Source organism: Agromyces aurantiacus (assembly GCF_016907355.1).
GTDB classification, from domain to species: Bacteria; Actinomycetota; Actinomycetes; order Actinomycetales; family Microbacteriaceae; genus Agromyces; species Agromyces aurantiacus.
On the sequence record NZ_JAFBBW010000001.1, the window covers coordinates 2,221,126 to 2,238,494 of the forward strand.

A 17,369-nucleotide genomic window follows, 5' to 3' on the forward strand; every position below is an offset into this window, starting at 1 on the left:
TACCAATGCGCGGAGGCGCGTCGCGAACGTCGGGATCAGCGCGCGGGAACCGAGCGCCGTCGGCGTTCCGCGCGCACCTCGAGCTCGGCGACCGCTCCGAGCACCGCCGCCGTGAAGTCGTCGGGCCGCACAAGGCTCACGAGGTGCGTCGCGCGGTCGATGATCACGAGCCGGCCGTCGCGCGCGGCGCGCACCATCCGCCGCTCCTCGAGGCGGAAGTGGTCGTAGCGGCCGTTGACGAACCAGATCGGCACCTCCACCGCCGCGATCGAGCGCTCGACGTCGAGGCCGGCTACCGCCGTCAGGGCCGGGCGCATCACGTCGAGCGCCACACCGCCGGCCAGCACGTCGTCGACGGCCGTACGCGACAGGAACAGCCGCGCGGTGGCGTCGTTGAGCGCGCGGCCGCGGTCGGGCAGTCGATTGATCGCCGCCGCGAGTGCGAGGTAGCCGCGGAGCGCCGGACCGCGCGGCCGGGTTCCGCACGAGGCCGCGACGAGCCCGTCGAGGCGGTCGGGATGCCGCGCCGCGTACTCGATGGCGAGGTACCCGCCGAGGCTCAGCCCGACGAGCAGCCTGGGCACGCCGTCGTCGTCGGCGCCCGTCGTGGCGAGCGCCTCGTCGATCGCGCCGACCGCGCCGTCGACGGTGAACGGCTCGTCGATCCGGCGGCCGTGCCCGGGCAGGTCGACCGGGATCGCCTCGACGTCGTGGCGCTCGAGGCGCGCGACCTGCCCGCGCCACATCGTCGCCGAGGTGCGGATGCCGTGGACGAGGACGACGTGGGCCCGCGGCATCCGTCAGCCCGCCCGGATGGCGCCGAGCTCGCGGGCCTTGGCGACGGCGGCGGTCCGCGACCCGACGCCGAGCTTGGTGAAGATGTGCACGAGGTGCGACTTGACCGTCGCCTCGCTGAGGAAGAGTGCTTGGCCGATCTCGCGGTTGGTGCTGCCCGAGGCCACGAGCTGGAGCACCTCGGCCTCGCGCACGGTGAGCCGCTGGTCGGCGCTGCGCTGCGACGCGTCGAGTCGCGACGCGACCGTCGGCGCGAGCGCCGACTCGCCTGCCGCGGCCGCGCGGATCGCCGCGACGAGCTCGCCGGGCGGGGCGTCCTTCAGCAGGTACCCGCTCGCGCCGGCCTCGATCGCACCGAGGATGTCGGCGTCGGTGTCGTAGTTGGTGAGCACGAGCACGCGCGGCGCGGACGGTGACGACCGGATGCGGCGCGTCGCGTCGACGCCCTGGAGCGCGCCGGGGAACTGCAGGTCCATGAGCACGAGGTCGACGCCGGGCGCGCCCGCGAGACGCACGGCCTCCTCGGCCGACGCCGCCTCGCCGACGACCTCGAGATCGGGCTCGGCCTCGAGCAGGGCGCGCATGCCGGCGCGCACGACGGGGTGGTCGTCGCTGAGCAGGAGCCGGATCACGCGGCGACCGCCGGGATCCGCACCGAGAGGGCGGTGCCGCCGCCAGGCCGGGACTCGACGTCGGCCGTGCCGCCCAGGCTCTCGGCGCGCTGGCGGATGGCGCGCAGGCCGAACGAGGCCTCGCCGGCGCGCTCGCCCGCGAGCGAGGTGGGGTCGAAGCCGACGCCGTCATCGACCACGTCGAGCGCGACCTCGTCGCCGAGGTAGCTCAGCGTGACCTCGGCGCGCGACGCGTCGGAGTGCTTGACGACGTTCGAGAGCGAGCCCTGCGCGATGCGCAGGAGGGTCGCCTCGATCGACATGGGCAGCGCGACGGGCTCGCCGCTCATCGAGAACGAGATGCGCGTGCGCGCTCCCGACTGCGCGGACTGCTCGTTCGTCGCCTCGGCGAGCCGGCGGAGCGCGGCCGGCAGCGTCCGTTCGTCGAGGGCCGGGGGAGTGAGCTCGCGGATGAAGCGGCGCGTCTCCTGGAGGTTGTCGGCCGCGGTCTCGCGGGCCAGGCGCAGCTTGTCGCGCGTGGCCTCGTCGGCGATGTCGCGCTCGGCGGCGTGCAGCAGCATCTGGATGCTCGAGAGCCCCTGCGCGACGGTGTCGTGGATCTCGCGCGCGATGCGCTCGCGCTCGGCGAGTGTGCCGGCCTCGCGGCTCGCGGCCGCGAGCTCCTCGCGCGTCGCGAGGAGGTCGAGGATGAGCGACTGCCGCTCCCTCGATTCGACGGCCATCGCGCGGTACCCGAGGCCGATGATGACGGCGACCCCGGCGGAGATGAGCGGGCCGAGCACGCTGCCGACCTCGAACCCGAGGTGCGACGTCGTGCCCCACACGCTGACCAGGAACGTGACCGCCACGAGCGGCACGCCCCAGCGCGCCGGCAGCACGTGCAGCTCGAGGAAGAAGAGCGGGAATGCGAGGAACGCGGCATCCGGGGTCAGCGCGCTCAGGCCGAGCCAGAGCCCGAGCAGCATGATCAGCCAGCCCGCGCGCATCCACGGCGTGATCACCTGGTGGGCGGTCACGACGCCCACCGCGTAGGTGCCGAGGAACGCGATCGAGAGGATGGCGATGGCCACGAGGTCGGGGCTGCCGGAGACGATCGCGCGGGCGAGCACGAACACCGTGAGCCCGACGACCAGCACGTGGAGTCCGACGCGCAGCGACCTGAAGACGGGCCGCAGCGCCGATGGCTGCACCCGTCCGACGAGGGGGGCATCGAGCACGGTCATGATGCGATTCAGCCTAGTGACCGGCCCCTTCCGGGGCATCCGTCGAAAGTGGGATCGGGCGCATGGGAGAATCGTCGGGATGTCTCCGAGAGCCGCCACCCCGCCGGTGCCCGCCGCCACCGACCCCGCGCTGATCCGCAACTTCTGCATCATCGCGCACATCGACCACGGCAAGTCGACCCTCGCCGACCGCATGCTGCAGATCACGGGCGTGGTCGCCGATCGCGACATGCGCGCGCAGTACCTCGACCGCATGGACATCGAGCGCGAGCGCGGCATCACCATCAAGAGCCAGGCCGTGCGCATGCCGTGGGAGGTCGGCGGCACGGGCTACGCGCTCAACATGATCGACACTCCCGGGCACGTCGACTTCAGCTACGAGGTGTCGCGCTCGCTCGCCGCGTGCGAGGGCGCCATCCTGCTGGTCGATGCCGCGCAGGGCATCGAGGCGCAGACGCTCGCGAACCTCTACCTCGCGCTCGAGAACGACCTCGAGATCATCCCCGTGCTGAACAAGATCGACCTGCCGGCGGCCGAGCCCGAGAAGTACGCGCGCGAGCTGGCCGACCTGATCGGCGGCTCGCCCGACGACGTGCTGCGCGTGTCGGGCAAGACCGGCATGGGCGTGGAGGACCTGCTCGACCGGGTCGTCGAGCGCATCCCCGCGCCGACGGGCGACGCCGACGCGCCGGCGCGCGCCATGATCTTCGACTCGGTGTACGACAGCTACCGCGGCGTCGTCACGTACGTCCGGATGGTCGACGGACGACTGAACCCGCGCGAGCGGATCCAGATGATGTCGACGAAGGCGACGCACGAGATCCTCGAGATCGGCGTGAGCGCGCCCGAGCCGACGCCCACGAAGGGCCTCAGCGTCGGCGAGGTGGGCTACCTCATCACCGGGGTGAAGGACGTGCGCCAGTCGAAGGTCGGCGACACGGTCACCTCGGCGGCCAAGCCGGCCGCCGATGCGCTGGCGGGCTACACCGAGCCGCTGCCCATGGTGTTCTCGGGCCTCTACCCGATCGACGGCAGCGACTACCCCGAGCTGCGTGAGGCCCTCGACAAGCTCAAGCTGTCGGATGCGGCGCTCGTCTACGAGCCCGAGACCTCGGTCGCGCTCGGGTTCGGGTTCCGTGCCGGCTTCCTGGGCCTGCTGCACATGGAGATCGTGACCGAGCGGCTCCGCCGCGAGTTCGGGCTCGACATCATCAACACGGCGCCGTCGGTGGTCTACGAGGTCACCACGGAAGACAAGAAGACCGTCACGGTGACCAACCCGAGCGAGTTCCCGACCGGCGGCAAGATCGCCGAGGTGCGCGAGCCCGTCGTGCGCGCGGCGATCCTCGCACCGAAGGACTACGTCGGCACGATCATGGAGCTCTGCCAGTCGCGCCGCGGCACGCTGCTCGGCATGGAGTACCTCGGCGAGGACCGGGTCGAGATCCGCTACAACATGCCGCTCGGCGAGATCGTCTTCGACTTCTTCGACAACCTGAAGTCGAAGACGGCCGGCTACGCCTCGCTCGACTACGAGCCGGCCGGCGACCAGGCCGCCGACCTCGTCAAGGTCGACATCCTCCTCCAGGGCGAGCAGGTCGACGCGTTCAGCGCGATCGTGCACCGCGACAAGGCGTACGCGTACGGCGTGCTGATGACCGGCCGCCTGCGCGAGCTCATCCCGCGGCAGCAGTTCGAGGTGCCGATCCAGGCCGCGATCGGCGCCCGGATCATCGCGCGCGAGTCGATCCGCGCGATGCGCAAGGACGTGCTCGCCAAGTGCTACGGCGGCGACATCACGCGCAAGCGCAAGCTCCTCGAGAAGCAGAAGGAGGGCAAGAAGCGCATGAAGATGGTCGGCCGCGTCGAGGTGCCCCAGGAGGCGTTCATCGCCGCGCTCTCGGGCGAGACCGAGAAGAAGGACGCCAAGAAGTAGCCGCTCCGCGTCGCGGGACTTCGGTCACGCAGGCCCGCCCCGCTCCGCCGCGAGAATCGTCGCATCACCGCGCGGCTGCGACCGCGCCGCCGGTGCGAGTCGAGGAGGACGCGATGGGCGGATGGCGGGCCGGCGTGGCCGGGTGGATCGCTCGCGTGCTGGGGATCCTGTACGTGGCGCTGCTCTGGTGGGCGTGGTGGCAGGAGTCGCAGGCGCGACGCGAGCCCAGGATGGGCGAGGACACGGCCGCGGGCTCGTGGTTCGAGCAGTGGGCCGTGCTCACGCACCTGCTGCCCGCGATCGTGCTGCTCGTGGTGCTCGTGCTCGCGTGGCGGTGGCCGGTCGTCGGGGCGATCGGGTTCCTCGCCTACGCGGTGATCACGGTCGTCAGCTGGTTCCCCGAGTGGGTCTACGCGGGCCTGGTCACCGGCCCGCCGCTCGTGATCGGCATCCTGTTCCTCGTCGAGGCGCTGGTCCAGCGTCGTCGCACAGGCACGGTCCAGCACGCCGCGTCGTAGAATCGGGGGATGCCCGGGACCGGGCTCGGGTGCCGCGTGTTCGCGCGGCATCCGTCATGACTGCCGCCGACCCCGGGAGGACGCACGATGAACCGTCGCAGCACCTTCACCGACCAGTCGGTCACGTACGGCGCGATCGGCGCCACGCTCGACCCCGACCTGCTGCGCTACCCGCCTGCCGGGTTCCGCCCCGCCGAGGATGCGGTCAAGCTCGGCTCGGGTCGCGAGCGCTTCGACCGCGCGGCCGAGGAGCTCATGACCTGGGGCATCCAGAAGGGCGCCGGGTTCGAGGTGATCGACGTCTCGCCGGGCACCGGCGCACAGTACACGGGCATCGCCTACGGCCCGGATGGCGCGCCCCTCGCCGACCAGCCCACGCCGCGCGTCGAGCAGCGGTTCGGCCCCGACGGCACGCCGTACGTCAGCGCCGGCATGACGGCGACGCTCAAGCCGCGCGGGCGCCGGGGGTCGCGCGGGCGGATTTCCGTGCTCGTCGTCTACGTCGTCGACGATCCGGGCCGGGTCGGCTTCGCGTACGGCACGACCGGCGACGGACCTGAGAGCGGCGAAGAGTCGTTCATCCTCGAGCACCGCGACGACGACAGCGTCTGGCTCACCATCCGCTCGGCGTTCGAGCCGCGCGGCGGCATCCGCCGACTGTTCGCGGGCTCGGTGCGCCGTCGCCGACGCGAGCTCACCAAGCGCGAGCTGCGCGCGCTCCACCCCGCGTACGTCTGAGCATGGCCGGGCCGCTTCCCCTCGCCGACCCGGCGCCCGCCGACGGGCTGCTGCCGCGCGGCGCCCTCGACCAGGCGGGCCAACGCGCACTCGGCGTGTACGTGCACGTGCCGTTCTGCCGGGTCCGCTGCGGGTACTGCGACTTCAACACGTACACCGCGAGCGAGCTCCGCGGCGCCTCGCAGTCGGGCTACGCCGCCCAGGCGATCGGCGAGATCCGGTTCGCGCGCGGCGTGCTCGCGGCATCCGGAGCGCCCGACCGCCCCGCGCAGACGGTCTTCTTCGGCGGCGGGACCCCGACGCTGCTTCCCGCCGACGATCTCGTGCGCATGCTCGGCTCGATCCGCGAGGAGTTCGGGCTGGCGCCCGGGGCCGAGGTGACCACCGAGGCCAATCCCGACTCGGTCGACGCCGACGACCTGCGCCGCCTGTCGGACGGCGGGTTCACGCGCGTGTCGTTCGGCATGCAGTCGGCCGTGCCGCACGTGCTGGCCGCGCTCGACCGCACCCACGACCCCGCGCGGGTGCCGCTCGTCGTGCGGTGGGCGCGCGAGGCGGGGCTCGACGTCAGCCTCGACCTCATCTACGGCACGCCGGGGGAGTCGCTCGCCGACTGGCGCACGAGCCTCGAGGCCGTGATCGCCGAGGAGCCCGATCACGTCAGCGCCTACGCGCTCATCGTCGAGGACGGCACGAAGCTGGCCCGTCAGATCCGCCGCGGCGAGCTCGCGACGCCCGACGACGACCTCTCGGCCGACATGTACGAGCTCGCGGACGACCTGCTCGGCGCCGCGGGCTACGAGTGGTACGAGGTCTCGAACTGGGCGAGGGGCGACGCGCAGCGCTCGCGCCACAACCTCGGCTACTGGCGCGGCGACGACTGGTGGGGCGTCGGCCCGGGCGCGCACAGCCACGTCGGCGGGGTGCGCTGGTGGAACGCGAAGCACCCCGCGGCGTACGCCGATCGGATCGGCGCCGGCGTCTCCCCGGCGGTCGGCCGTGAGACGCTCGACGCGGCGACCCGCGAGACCGAGCGGGTGCTGCTGTCGACGCGCATCCGCGAGGGCATCGAGGTGTCCTCGCTGCACGCCGGTGGCCGCCGTGCCGTGGCCGGCCTCGTCGCCGACGGGCTCGTGGAAGCGCGAACCGCCCTCGCCGGTCGGCTGACGCTGACGCGACGAGGGCGGTTGCTGGCCGACGCCGTGGTGCGGCGCCTGCTCGAGGACTGATCCCTAGCTGACGAACTTGATCGCCACGGGGTACACGTAGTACTCGCCGTTGTTGGCCTTGATCGCGGCGATGATGCCGAACACGATCGCGGCGATCCATGCGGCGATGAGGATGAAGATGCCGACGATCACGAAGGTCAGGATCGTGCCGACCACGTACGCGATCAGCAGCGTGATCTGGAAGTTCAGCGCGGTCGCGGTGTGCGCCCGGATGAACGGCCCCTTGTCCTTCAGGATCAGGTAGCCGATCAGGGCCGGCAGGAAGCCGAAGAGGATGCCGCCGATGTGGATCAGCGTCGCCCAGAGCTTCTCGTCGGCGGGGCTGAGCGGCTGGCTCTGCTGGTACGCGCCGCCGCCGGGGGGCGGCGGGGGCGTGGGGCCGCCGGGAGGGGGCGGAGGCGGCGTGCTGCCGCCGGGCGGCGTGGGGGGCGTGGGAGGTGGTGCGTCGGACATGATGCTGGCTCCTTGGAAGGTCGCGCCCGGATCGCGGGTCGGTCCGACCATGCTGGCACAGCGCGACGCGCCGGTCGAGGGATCCCGGACCGGCGCGTCGCGACTCGCGGTGCGGACCTACTTGATGAGGCGGATGGCGAAGGGGTAGCGGTAGTGGCGTCCCTCCTTGGCCTGCATGAAGCCGAGGACGGAGAACACGATGACGGCGATCCACAGCGCGGTCGGCAGCAGCCAGCCGATGTAGCCCCAGATGCCGAGCGTCACGACCGTGAGGATCGCGTTCACGATGAAGATCGCGATATAGGCGAACACGGCGGTGATCTGGAAGTTCAGCGCCTCCTTGGCCTCGGTGTTCGTGAAGGCGCCGCGGTCCTTGAAGACGAGCCAGATGATCAGCGAGGGCAGGAATCCCAGGATGCCGCCGAGGTGCGCGAACGAGCCCCACTGGACGTCCTGCTCGTGCGAGAGCGGAGCGGCGGGAGCGGTCGCGGGCTGGGGCGCCGCGTTCGGATCGTGCGGGGGGACGTTGGGGTCGGTCATGTCAGCCTTTCGGGTTGGGGTTTCGCGCGTCGAGCGCACGGCGGAGGCGGGATCGGCGCGCGGGACGATGCACACGCTACTGCCGCGCCGATCCGGGCGGCAACGGTGCCATCCCTGAATCTCGCGATATGATTAGCAGTCACGTGAACCGAGTGCTAAACCTCGGTGCGCCGCCGTCACGCCGGTCGAGGGAAGCGAGGGCCATGGTCTCCGAACGCAGTCTCGCCGTGCTTCGCGCCATCGTGCAGGACTACGTCGCGTCGCGCGAGCCGGTCGGCTCCAAGACGATCGTCGAGCGCCACCACTTCGGCGTGTCCGCGGCGACCATCCGCAACGACATGGCGCTGCTCGAGGAGGAGGAGCTGATCGCGGCCCCCCACACCTCGTCGGGCCGCATCCCGACCGACAAGGGGTATCGCGTCTTCGTCGACCAGCTCGCCGACGTGCGGCCGCTCACCTCCGCGCAGCGGCACGCGATCGAGACCTTCCTCGGCGAGTCGAACGACCTCGACGAGCTGCTCGCGCGCACCGTGCGGCTCGTGTCGCAGCTCACGCGCCAGCTCGCGGTCGTGCAGTACCCCAGCTTCCAGCGGGCGCGCGTCCGGCACGTCGAGCTCGTCGCGCTCGCGCCCACGCGAGTGCTGTGCATCCTCATCTCCGACTCCGGCCAGGTCGAGCAGCGCCTGGCCGAGCTCGACCAGTCCGTCGACGAGGAGACGCTGCACCGGCTGCGGAACCGACTCAATGACGTCGCGGCCGGCCGCACCATGTCGGAGGCCGCGGCGGCGCTCTCCGCCGAGACGGCCAACGCCGACCGCGCGCACGCCGAGGTCCTCCACACGCTCGCGGCCACGCTCGCCGACCAGGCCAAGTTCACGCGCGGCGACCGGCTGGTCGTCGCGGGCGCCGCCAACCTGGTCCGCACCGAGCAGGACTTCGCGGGCAACATCCTCGGGGTCATCGAGGCCATCGAGGAGCAGGTCGTGATCCTCAAGCTGTTCGGCGAGATGGCCTCCGACGACGGCATCGCGGTCCGCATCGGCCGCGAGAACGCGGCCTACGGACTCGGCGAGACCTCGGTGGTGTCGAGCTCGTTCGAGATCCCCGGCCGCGACGTCTCCCGGCTCGGGATCGTCGGGCCCACCCGCATGGACTACTCGCAGAGCATGGCGGCCGTCCGCGCCGTCGCTCGCTACCTCTCCCGCACGCTCGGCGAGAGCTGAACCGCGACGGGGCCGCCCCGCGGCATCCGTCACCGGCAATCGAAAGGAACCCGCCTGCAGTGGCCGACCACTACGAGGTCCTCGGCGTCTCCCGCGACGCCACCCCCGACGAGATCAAGAAGGCCTACCGCCGTCTCGCGCGCGAACTGCACCCCGACGTCAACCCGGGCGCCGAGGCATCCGAGCGCTTCAAGCAGGTCACGCACGCCTACGACGTGCTCTCCGACCCCAAGCAGCGCCAGCAGTACGACCTCGGCGGCGGCCAGGGCGGCTTCAACGGCGCCGGCTTCGGCGGCTTCGGCGACATCTTCGAGACCTTCTTCGGCGCCGCGCAGACCAGTCGCGGGCCGAGGTCGCGTCGCGAGCGCGGCCAGGACGCGCTCATCCGGCTCGAGGTGACGCTCGACGAGGTCGTCTTCGGCACCCACCGCGAACTCGAGGTCGACACGGCCGTCACGTGCGAGACCTGCCACGGCTCGTGCTGCCGGCCGGGCACGTCGCCCGTGACGTGCGACATCTGCGGCGGCACCGGGCACATCCAGCGCGCGGTGCGCTCGCTGCTCGGCAACGTCATGACCTCGAGCCCGTGCGGCTCGTGCCGCGGCTACGGCACCATCATCGCGACGCCGTGCGTGACCTGCCAGGGCCAGGGCCGCGTGCGCGCGCGGCGCACCGTGCCCGTCGACGTGCCGGCCGGCGTCGACACCGGAGTGCGCCTGCAGATGCCGGGGTCGGGCGAGGCCGGCCCCGCCGGTGGCCCGAACGGCGATCTCTACCTCGAGGTCAAGGTCAAGAACCACGAGGTCTTCAGCCGCGACGGCGACGACCTGCTCTGCACGCTCGAGGTGCAGATGACCGACGCCGTGCTCGGGACCAACGCGACCGTCGCGGCGCTCGACGGCGACGTCGACCTCGAGCTGAAGCCCGGCGTGCAGAGCGGCGAGGTGCTCACCGTGCGCGATCGCGGCATCACGCACCTGCGCGGCGGCGGGCGCGGCGACCTGAAGGTCGCCGTGCACGTGATCACCCCGACCAAGCTCAGCCACAAGGAGCGCGAGCTCGTCCAGCAGCTTGCGAAGGCGCGCAAGGCGCAGCCGCCGCAGCTCGGCCACTTCCAGCAGGGCCTCTTCGCGCGGCTGCGCGACCGGTTCCTCGGGTGAGCCGCGGGCGGATGTCGCGATGAGCAGCCTCTACCTCGACGAGACGCTCGACCTCGCCTCGGTCGCCGCCGGCGACACGGTCGCGGTCACGGGCGACGAGGCGCGCCATGCCGTCACCGTCGCGCGGGTGCGGGTCGGCGAGCGCGTGTCGGTCGGCGACGGGCGCGGCCGGATCGTGTCGGGCGCCGTGACGTCCGTCGAGGGCCGGCGCCTCGAGCTCGAGGTCGACGGCGTGCACGACGACCCGGTGCCCGCGCCCCGGCTCACGCTCGTGCAGGCGCTCGCGAAGGGCGACCGCGACGAGCTCGCGGTGCAGGCGGCGACCGAGCTCGGCGTGGACCGCATCGTGCCCTGGGCGGCCGGTCGATCCGTGTCGCGCTGGGAGGGACCGAAGGCCGAGAAGGGCCGTGCGCGCTGGGCGAGCATCGTCCGCGAGGCCGTCAAGCAGTCCATCCGGTCCCGGATTCCCGACGTCGAGGCGGTCGCCTCCACGAGGGAGCTGCCCGAGCGGCTCCGCGGCGAACGCGTGCTGCTGCTCGTCCCCGGCGCGGAGACGCCGCTGTCGGCCGTCCGACCCGACGGCCGCGACCTCGCGCTCGTCGTCGGGCCCGAGGGGGGCATGGATCCGACGGAGATCGAGCGGCTCCGGGAGGCCGGCGGCGAGCCCGTCCGGCTGGGCGACGGCGTGCTGCGCACCTCGACGGCGGGCCCCGCGGCGATCGCCGTGCTGTCGGTCGCGCTCGGGCGGTGGTGAGCCATCCGTGGCTACGATGGAGTGATGAGCGGAACGGCGGAACCCACGGTCTTCGAGCGCATCGCCGCGGGTGAGATCCCCGCGCGGATGGTCCTCGAGACCGAGCGGATCATCGCCTTCCACGACATCGCGCCGCAGGCGCCCGTGCACGTCATCGTGACGCCCCGCGACGGCCGCCACCGCGACGTGGTCGAGCTCGCCGCGGCCGATCCCGAACTGCTCGCCGAGCTGGTCGGCGCCGCCAAGCGCATCGCCGACGAGCTGACCGACGGCGAGTTCCGGCTCATCTTCAACACCGGTCCCGCCGCGGGCCAGACCGTGTTCCACGTGCACGCCCACCTCCTCGGCGGTGGCCTGAGGGAGGGATCGCTTGCCGGCTGACGACCCGGGCGAGACGCCGCCGCCCGCATCCGAGCTCCGCACCGACGAGGAGCGGCTGCGGATCGACGGCATCGCCATGGTGCGGCTCCTCGGCCCGCAGGACCGCCTGCTCACGAGCATCGAGCGCGAGTACCCAGGCGTCGACGTGCACGTGCGCGGCAACGAGATCGCCATCCGCGGGGAGGCCGGCGAGCGCGCGCGCGTGCGCCGGCTCATCGAGGAACTCCTCGAGCTCGTCCGCGGCGGCGAGGACCCGACCCCGATCGAAGTGAGGAGCTCCGCCCGAATGCTCGACGCCGACCCGGCCTCCCGCCCGTCCGACACGCTGGGGCAGGTCATCGTCTCCAGCCGCGGCAAGTCGATCCGTCCGAAGACCGAGGGACAGCGCTCGTACGTCGATGCGATCGACGAGCACACGATCGTGTTCGGCATCGGCCCGGCGGGCACCGGCAAGACCTACCTCGCGATGGCGAAGGCCGTGCAGGCGCTGCAGCGCAAGGAGGTCAACCGCATCATCCTCACACGCCCGGCAGTCGAGGCGGGGGAGCGGCTCGGGTTCCTGCCCGGCACGCTCACGGAGAAGATCGACCCGTACCTGCGCCCGCTCTACGACGCGCTCAACGAGATGATGGACCCCGAGCTCGTGCCGAAGCTGCTCGCCTCCGGCACCGTCGAGGTCGCCCCCCTCGCGTACATGCGCGGCCGCACGCTCAACGACTCGTTCGTCGTGCTCGACGAGGCGCAGAACACCACGCCCGAGCAGATGAAGATGTTCCTCACGCGCCTCGGCTTCGGCTCGAAGATGGTCGTCACGGGCGACATCACGCAGGTCGACCTGCCGGGCGGCTCCTCGGGGCTTCGCATCGTCACGCGCATCCTCGACGGCGTCGACGACATCCACTTCGCCCGGCTCACGAGCGACGACGTGGTGCGCCACACGCTCGTCGGCCGCATCATCGACGCGTACACCGAGTTCGACCAGCGCCAGCAGGCGGCGCGCTACGAGCGCGACCAGGCGCGGGAGTTCGCCAACCGCGCCGAGCGCCGCGGCGGCGACCGCCGCACGCCGCCGCCGCCCGGCCCGCGCGATCACCTGCCCAGGAGAAGGAACCCGTGAGCATCGAGATCAACAACGAGTCGTCGATCGAGGTCGACGAGGCGGCGCTGCAGCGGCTCGCCGTGTACGCCCTCGACATGATGCACGTGCATCCCGACGCCGAGCTCGCGATCGTGCTCGTCGACGAGGGCGCGATGGAGCAGCTGCACGTTCAGTGGATGGACGAGCCCGGGCCGACCGACGTGCTGAGCTTCCCGATGGACGAGCTGCGCCCCGGCACCGAGGACCAGCCGGCCCCGCCGGGACTGCTCGGCGACGTCGTGCTCTGCCCGCAGGTCGCCGAGTCGCAGGCGAAGTCGGCCGGGCACAGCCTGCTCGACGAGCTGCTCCTGCTCACGACCCACGGCATCCTGCACCTGCTCGGCTTCGACCACGCCGAGCCCGACGAGGAGAAGGAGATGTTCGGCGTGCAGCGCGACATCCTCGTGGGCTTCTCCATGCAGGAGCGCCGCCGCTGACCATGCTGCCCTGGCTCTTCCTCGCGGCCGCGCTCGTGCTGGTGGCGTTCGGCGGCCTCATGGCCGCGATCGACTCGGCGATCGGCGTGACGTCGCGCGCCGACCTCGTCGACCTGTCGATCGGTGCGCGCGCCGGACGTTCGTTGCGTGCGATCGCCGACGACACCGGCGCGCACGTGAACGCCGTGAACTTCATGCGCATCCTCGCGGAGACGACCGCGGCCGTGCTCGTGACGCTCGCGTTCACATTCTTCCTCGACGACGTCTGGCTCGTGCTGCTCGTCTCCGCCGCGGTCATGACGGCGGTGTCGTTCGTGCTCGTCGGCGCGAGTCCCCGCAGCGTGGGTCGCGCGCATCCCGACCTCGTGCTGCGGCTGTCGGCCCCGATCGTGCGGTTCACGCGGGTGCTCCTCGGCCCGCTCGCGAATGCGCTCGTCTCGCTCGGCAACCGGGTGACGCCGGGGCGGATCCGCTTCGCGGGGGTGTCGAGCGAGGAGCAGCTGCTCAGCATGGTCGATGAGGCCACCGAGCTCGAGGTGCTCGAGCAGGGCGACCGCGAGCTCATCCACTCGATCTTCGAGTTCAGCGACACGCTCGTGCGCGAGGTCATGGTGCCGCGCACCGACATGGTCACCATCGAGACGACCGCGCACCTGCCCCAGGCCATGGCGCTCTTCCTCAAGGAGGGCTACTCGCGCATCCCCGTGGTCGACCGCGAGGCCGACGACGTCGTCGGCATCCTGTACCTGCGCGATCTCGCGCGCCTCGGGTTCGAGCGCCCGCTCGACGCCGAGACGCTCACCGTGGCCGACCTCGCGCGGCCGGCTGCCTTCGTGCCCGAGTCGATGCGCGCCGACGCGCTCCTGCGCCAGATGCAGCTCGAGTCGAACCACCTCGCGATGGTCGTCGACGAGTACGGCGGCATCGCCGGGCTCGTGACGCTCGAAGACCTCATCGAGGAGCTCGTCGGCGACATCTCCGACGAGTACGACCGCGAGGCCGCGCAGGTGGAAGTCCTCGGCGACGGCCGCTACCGCGTGAACGCGCGGCTGCCGGTCGACGAGCTCGGCGAGCTGTTCGGGCTCGACCTCGACGACGAGGACGTCGACTCGGCCGGCGGCCTGCTGGCCAAGGAGCTCGGGCACCTGCCGCAGCGCGGCGACCGCGCCTCGGTGAGCGGGCTCCTCCTCGAGGCCGAGCGCACCGAGGGTCGCCGCAAGCGCATCGCCACGATCCTCGTCGAGGCCGACCAGGCGCTCATCGACGTGCGCGCCGCATTCGCGGCCGACGAGGCCACCGCAGAGCAGGGAGAACGCGCATGACCGACTACCGGGCCGGATTCGTCTCGTTCGTGGGGCGCCCGAACGTCGGCAAGTCGACGCTCACCAACGCGCTCGTCGGCGAGAAGGTCGCGATCACGAGCTCCAAGCCGCAGACGACGCGCCGCGCCATCCGGGGCATCGTGCACCGCTCGTACGGCCAGCTCATCGTCGTGGACACGCCCGGCCTGCACCGCCCCCGCACGCTCCTCGGCGAGCGCCTGAACTCGCTCGTGCAGACCACGCTCGGCGACGTCGATGTCATCGGCTTCTGCGTGCCCGCGAACGAGACGATCGGCCCCGGCGATCGGTTCATCAACGAGCAGCTCGACCAGTACCCGCGCGCGAAGAAGGTCGCGATCGTGACCAAGACGGATGCGACGGGCAAGGCGAAGGTCGCCGAGCAGCTCCTCGCGGTGTCGCAGCTGCGCGAGTGGGACGCGATCATCCCCGTGTCGGCGCCGAAGGGCGAGCAGCTCGACGTGCTCGTCGACGAACTGCTGCAGCTGATGCCCGAGTCGGAGCATCCGCTCTACCCCGCGGAGACCACGACCGACGAGGAGGTCGCCGAGCGGATCGCCGAGTACGTGCGCGAGGCCGCGCTGGAGGGCGTCTCCGACGAGCTGCCGCACTCCATCGCGGTGACGGTCGACGACATGGTCGAGCGCGAGGACAAGGACCTCGTCGAGGTCTACGCGAACCTGTACGTCGAGCGCGATAGCCAGAAGGGCATCATCATCGGCAAGGGCGGTGCGCGCCTGCGCGAGGTGGGCGAGCGCGCCCGCGCGCAGATCGAGGGGCTGCTCGGCCGCAAGGTCTACCTCGCGCTGCACGTGAAGGTCGCGAAGGACTGGCAGCGCGACCCGAAGCAGCTCGGGCGGCTGGGGTTCTGAGCCTCCCGCGGCATCCGACTCGAGGATGATTCCGACGGCACGTCGCCCGCGACGCGCGGGCACGTCGTAGCGTGGATCGGTGAGTTCTCCTTCCCAGCGCACGATGCTCGTCGTCGACGGGGTCCTCGCGGCGCTGTTCCTCGCGGTGTGCGCGCTGTACGCGCTCGTCGGCGGTCCGCCCGACCTCGTCGTGGTCGTGCTGTTCTCCGCGGCGCTCGTGCTGCGGCGGGTCGCGCCCGGTGCGGCACTCGTCGTGGCGTGGGTGGCCGCGTGCGCGCAGATGCTCATGCTGCGCGACCTGCAGCCGGCGGATGCCGCGGTGTTCGTGGTCGTGTACTCGACCTCGGCGTACGGCTCGCGTGCCGTGCGGTGGTGGGGGCTCGGCTCGGCGGGTGCGGGCGCGCTCCTCGCGACGGCCTACCTCGGCGTGGTCGTGCCGCTCGCCGAGGGGACGGGCCTCGCGCCATCCGTCGACCTGCCCGGGCGCCTCATGTGGGGCGCGATCCTCTTCAGCGCGGCGCTGGCCGGCCTGGTGCTCGCGTGGACGGCGGGGCTGCTCGCGAAGACGGTCCGCGACGCCCGCGAGCAACGCCGCCGGGCCGAGTTCGACCGGCGCGAGCGCGAGCACGCCGAGTACCGCTACGTCGTCGAGCAGGAGCGCAGCCGGATCGCGCGCGACATGCACGACGTCGTGGCGCACTCGCTCGCGGTCGTGATCGCGCAGGCCGACGGCGCGCGGTTCGCCGCGCGGACGAGGCCCGAGGCCGCCGTCGAGGCGCTCGGCACGATCTCGGGCGTCGCGCGCGGTGCGCTCGGCGACGTCCGGCTGCTCCTCGGCGAGCTCCGGCACCGCGAGGGCGCGACGCCGCAGCCCGAGCTCGACGACCTCGACGACCTCGTCGCGCAGCTGCGCGGCGCAGGGCTCGACGTGCGCCGAACCGACACGGGCGAGCGCGTGCCGCTCGGCGCGGGACACCAGATCGCGGTGTACCGGATCGTGCAGGAGGGGCTGACAAATGCCCTGCGGCACGGCGACACGTCGCGGCCGGTCGACCTCGAGCTGGGCTGGGATCCGCACGGCGTGACGGTCCGCGTCGAGAACGCGCTGCCGGCGCCGGGCGCGTCGGATGACGCAGCCGCCGAGCCCGCGACGGGCCCGCGGCACGGCATCCCCGGCATGCGCGAGCGCGCGGAGCTCGCGGGCGGCACCTTCACCGCCGAGGCCGACCCCGAGGGCCGGTTCCGCGTCACGGCGCGCATCCCCGCGCGGGCGGCCTCGTGAGCGGCATCCGCGTCGCCCTCGTCGACGACCAGGCGCTCTTCCGCGCGGGGATCCGCATGCTCGTCGAGTCGCAGCCCGATCTCGTGTTCGCGGGCGACGCGGCCGACGGCCGAGCCGCGATCGCCCTCGCGGAACGCAGCCGGCCCGACGTCATGCTCATGGACGTGCGGATGCCGCAGCTCGACGGCATCGCCGCGACCGAACGGATCCTCGCCGACGCCGAGCGCGACGGCCGCGAGCCGCCGCGCGTGCTCGTGCTCACGACGTTCGACCTCGACGAGAGCGCCGCTCGCGCCATCCGGGCCGGGGCGAGCGGGTTCGTGCTGAAGGACGCCGACCCCGAGTTCCTGCTCGCGGCGATCCGGACGGTGCACCGAGGCAATGCGGTGATCGCTGCGAACGCGACGCTCGACCTGATCGCGTCGTCGTCGCGGGGGAGCGGGCGACGACCGCTTCCGCCGGCCTGGGGCGACCTGACGGCGCGCGAGCGCGACATCTTCGCCCTCGCCGCCAGGGGACTCTCGAACGCCGAGATCGCGGCATCCGAGTTCCTCGGCGAGGCCACCGTGAAGACGCACCTGAGCCGCGTACTCGCGAAGCTCGGGCTGCGCGACCGCGTGCAGCTCGTCGTCTTCGCGTACGAGCACGACCTGACCGGCGGCTGACGCCGGCCCCGCAGGTTCATCCGATCGGATGACGCGGGGGCGACATCGGGCGG

Annotated in this window: 19 protein-coding genes; 14 read left to right on the forward strand and 5 right to left on the reverse strand. The window is 72.3% G+C overall.

Features of this window, described 5'->3' with window-relative positions; all coding sequences use genetic code 11:
- Nucleotides 1-35: 35 nt before the first annotated feature.
- The 3 genes from JOD46_RS10520 to JOD46_RS10530 are packed head-to-tail and all read right to left on the reverse strand — an operon-like array spanning nucleotide 36 to nucleotide 2,650.
- Nucleotides 36-797, reverse strand: coding sequence for an alpha/beta fold hydrolase (locus JOD46_RS10520; protein ID WP_204394046.1), 762 nt, complete (start codon nucleotides 795-797; stop codon nucleotides 36-38).
- 3 nt (nucleotides 798-800) lie between these two features.
- The gene (locus tag JOD46_RS10525; protein ID WP_204394048.1) at nucleotides 801-1,427 is read right to left on the reverse strand and encodes a response regulator; all 627 of its coding nucleotides are present in this window, start codon (nucleotides 1,425-1,427) and stop codon (nucleotides 801-803) included.
- A complete protein-coding gene (locus JOD46_RS10530) occupies nucleotides 1,424-2,650 on the reverse strand; it encodes a sensor histidine kinase (RefSeq protein ID WP_239562696.1) in 1,227 nt (408 codons plus the stop codon). The genes JOD46_RS10525 and JOD46_RS10530 overlap by 4 nt, the downstream gene beginning before the upstream one ends.
- Nucleotides 2,651-2,729: 79 nt before the next feature.
- Here JOD46_RS10530 and lepA point away from each other — a divergent pair, with 79 nt between their 5' ends.
- The 4 genes from lepA to hemW all read left to right on the forward strand — a co-directional run bounded on the left by lepA (nucleotide 2,730) and on the right by hemW (nucleotide 7,071).
- Nucleotides 2,730-4,586 (forward strand): translation elongation factor 4, encoded by a 1,857-nt coding sequence (lepA, locus tag JOD46_RS10535; protein ID WP_204394050.1) that lies wholly within the window; start codon nucleotides 2,730-2,732, stop codon nucleotides 4,584-4,586.
- A 113-nt stretch (nucleotides 4,587-4,699) separates the two neighbouring features.
- Complete coding sequence (locus JOD46_RS10540; protein WP_204394052.1) at nucleotides 4,700-5,104, forward strand: DUF7670 domain-containing protein; 405 nt, start codon at nucleotides 4,700-4,702, stop codon at nucleotides 5,102-5,104.
- A gap of 87 nt (nucleotides 5,105-5,191) precedes the next feature.
- Nucleotides 5,192-5,842 (forward strand): DUF1990 domain-containing protein, encoded by a 651-nt coding sequence (locus JOD46_RS10545; RefSeq protein WP_204394054.1) that lies wholly within the window; start codon nucleotides 5,192-5,194, stop codon nucleotides 5,840-5,842.
- Between the two features lie 2 nt (nucleotides 5,843-5,844).
- Complete coding sequence (gene hemW / locus JOD46_RS10550; protein WP_204394056.1) at nucleotides 5,845-7,071, forward strand: radical SAM family heme chaperone HemW; 1,227 nt, start codon at nucleotides 5,845-5,847, stop codon at nucleotides 7,069-7,071.
- A 3-nt stretch (nucleotides 7,072-7,074) separates the two neighbouring features.
- Here the strand turns inward: hemW and JOD46_RS10555 are convergent, their stop codons facing one another.
- Entirely contained in the window at nucleotides 7,075-7,524 is a 450-nt protein-coding gene (locus JOD46_RS10555; protein ID WP_204394058.1) for a DUF4870 domain-containing protein, read from the reverse strand.
- A 117-nt stretch (nucleotides 7,525-7,641) separates the two neighbouring features.
- Nucleotides 7,642-8,064: a DUF4870 domain-containing protein gene (locus JOD46_RS10560; RefSeq protein WP_204394060.1), complete on the reverse strand. Its 423-nt coding sequence runs from the start codon at nucleotides 8,062-8,064 to the stop codon at nucleotides 7,642-7,644.
- 203 nt (nucleotides 8,065-8,267) lie between these two features.
- Here JOD46_RS10560 and hrcA point away from each other — a divergent pair, with 203 nt between their 5' ends.
- The 10 genes from hrcA to JOD46_RS10610 all read left to right on the forward strand — a co-directional run bounded on the left by hrcA (nucleotide 8,268) and on the right by JOD46_RS10610 (nucleotide 17,316).
- On the forward strand, nucleotides 8,268-9,287 hold the full coding sequence (gene hrcA / locus JOD46_RS10565; protein WP_204394062.1) for a heat-inducible transcriptional repressor HrcA: 1,020 nt from the start codon (nucleotides 8,268-8,270) through the stop codon (nucleotides 9,285-9,287).
- 59 nt (nucleotides 9,288-9,346) lie between these two features.
- On the forward strand, nucleotides 9,347-10,447 hold the full coding sequence (dnaJ, locus tag JOD46_RS10570) for a molecular chaperone DnaJ (protein WP_204394064.1): 1,101 nt from the start codon (nucleotides 9,347-9,349) through the stop codon (nucleotides 10,445-10,447).
- A 19-nt stretch (nucleotides 10,448-10,466) separates the two neighbouring features.
- Nucleotides 10,467-11,201: a 16S rRNA (uracil(1498)-N(3))-methyltransferase gene (locus JOD46_RS10575; RefSeq protein ID WP_204394066.1), complete on the forward strand. Its 735-nt coding sequence runs from the start codon at nucleotides 10,467-10,469 to the stop codon at nucleotides 11,199-11,201.
- Between the two features lie 24 nt (nucleotides 11,202-11,225).
- Nucleotides 11,226-11,582: an HIT domain-containing protein gene (locus JOD46_RS10580; RefSeq protein WP_204394068.1), complete on the forward strand. Its 357-nt coding sequence runs from the start codon at nucleotides 11,226-11,228 to the stop codon at nucleotides 11,580-11,582.
- Between the two features lie 76 nt (nucleotides 11,583-11,658).
- Nucleotides 11,659-12,699 (forward strand): PhoH family protein, encoded by a 1,041-nt coding sequence (locus tag JOD46_RS10585; protein ID WP_204396526.1) that lies wholly within the window; start codon nucleotides 11,659-11,661, stop codon nucleotides 12,697-12,699.
- A complete protein-coding gene (ybeY, locus tag JOD46_RS10590) occupies nucleotides 12,696-13,157 on the forward strand; it encodes an rRNA maturation RNase YbeY (RefSeq protein WP_204394070.1) in 462 nt (153 codons plus the stop codon). Before JOD46_RS10585 ends, ybeY begins: the two co-directional genes overlap by 4 nt.
- A 2-nt stretch (nucleotides 13,158-13,159) precedes the next feature.
- Nucleotides 13,160-14,479, forward strand: coding sequence for a hemolysin family protein (locus JOD46_RS10595; protein ID WP_204394072.1), 1,320 nt, complete (start codon nucleotides 13,160-13,162; stop codon nucleotides 14,477-14,479).
- The gene (gene era / locus JOD46_RS10600; protein WP_204394074.1) at nucleotides 14,476-15,369 is read left to right on the forward strand and encodes a GTPase Era; all 894 of its coding nucleotides are present in this window, start codon (nucleotides 14,476-14,478) and stop codon (nucleotides 15,367-15,369) included. The genes JOD46_RS10595 and era overlap by 4 nt, the downstream gene beginning before the upstream one ends.
- A 79-nt stretch (nucleotides 15,370-15,448) precedes the next feature.
- The gene (locus tag JOD46_RS18600; protein ID WP_204394076.1) at nucleotides 15,449-16,651 is read left to right on the forward strand and encodes a sensor histidine kinase; all 1,203 of its coding nucleotides are present in this window, start codon (nucleotides 15,449-15,451) and stop codon (nucleotides 16,649-16,651) included.
- Entirely contained in the window at nucleotides 16,648-17,316 is a 669-nt protein-coding gene (locus tag JOD46_RS10610) for a response regulator (RefSeq protein WP_204394078.1), read from the forward strand. Before JOD46_RS18600 ends, JOD46_RS10610 begins: the two co-directional genes overlap by 4 nt.
- Nucleotides 17,317-17,369 lie beyond the last annotated feature (53 nt).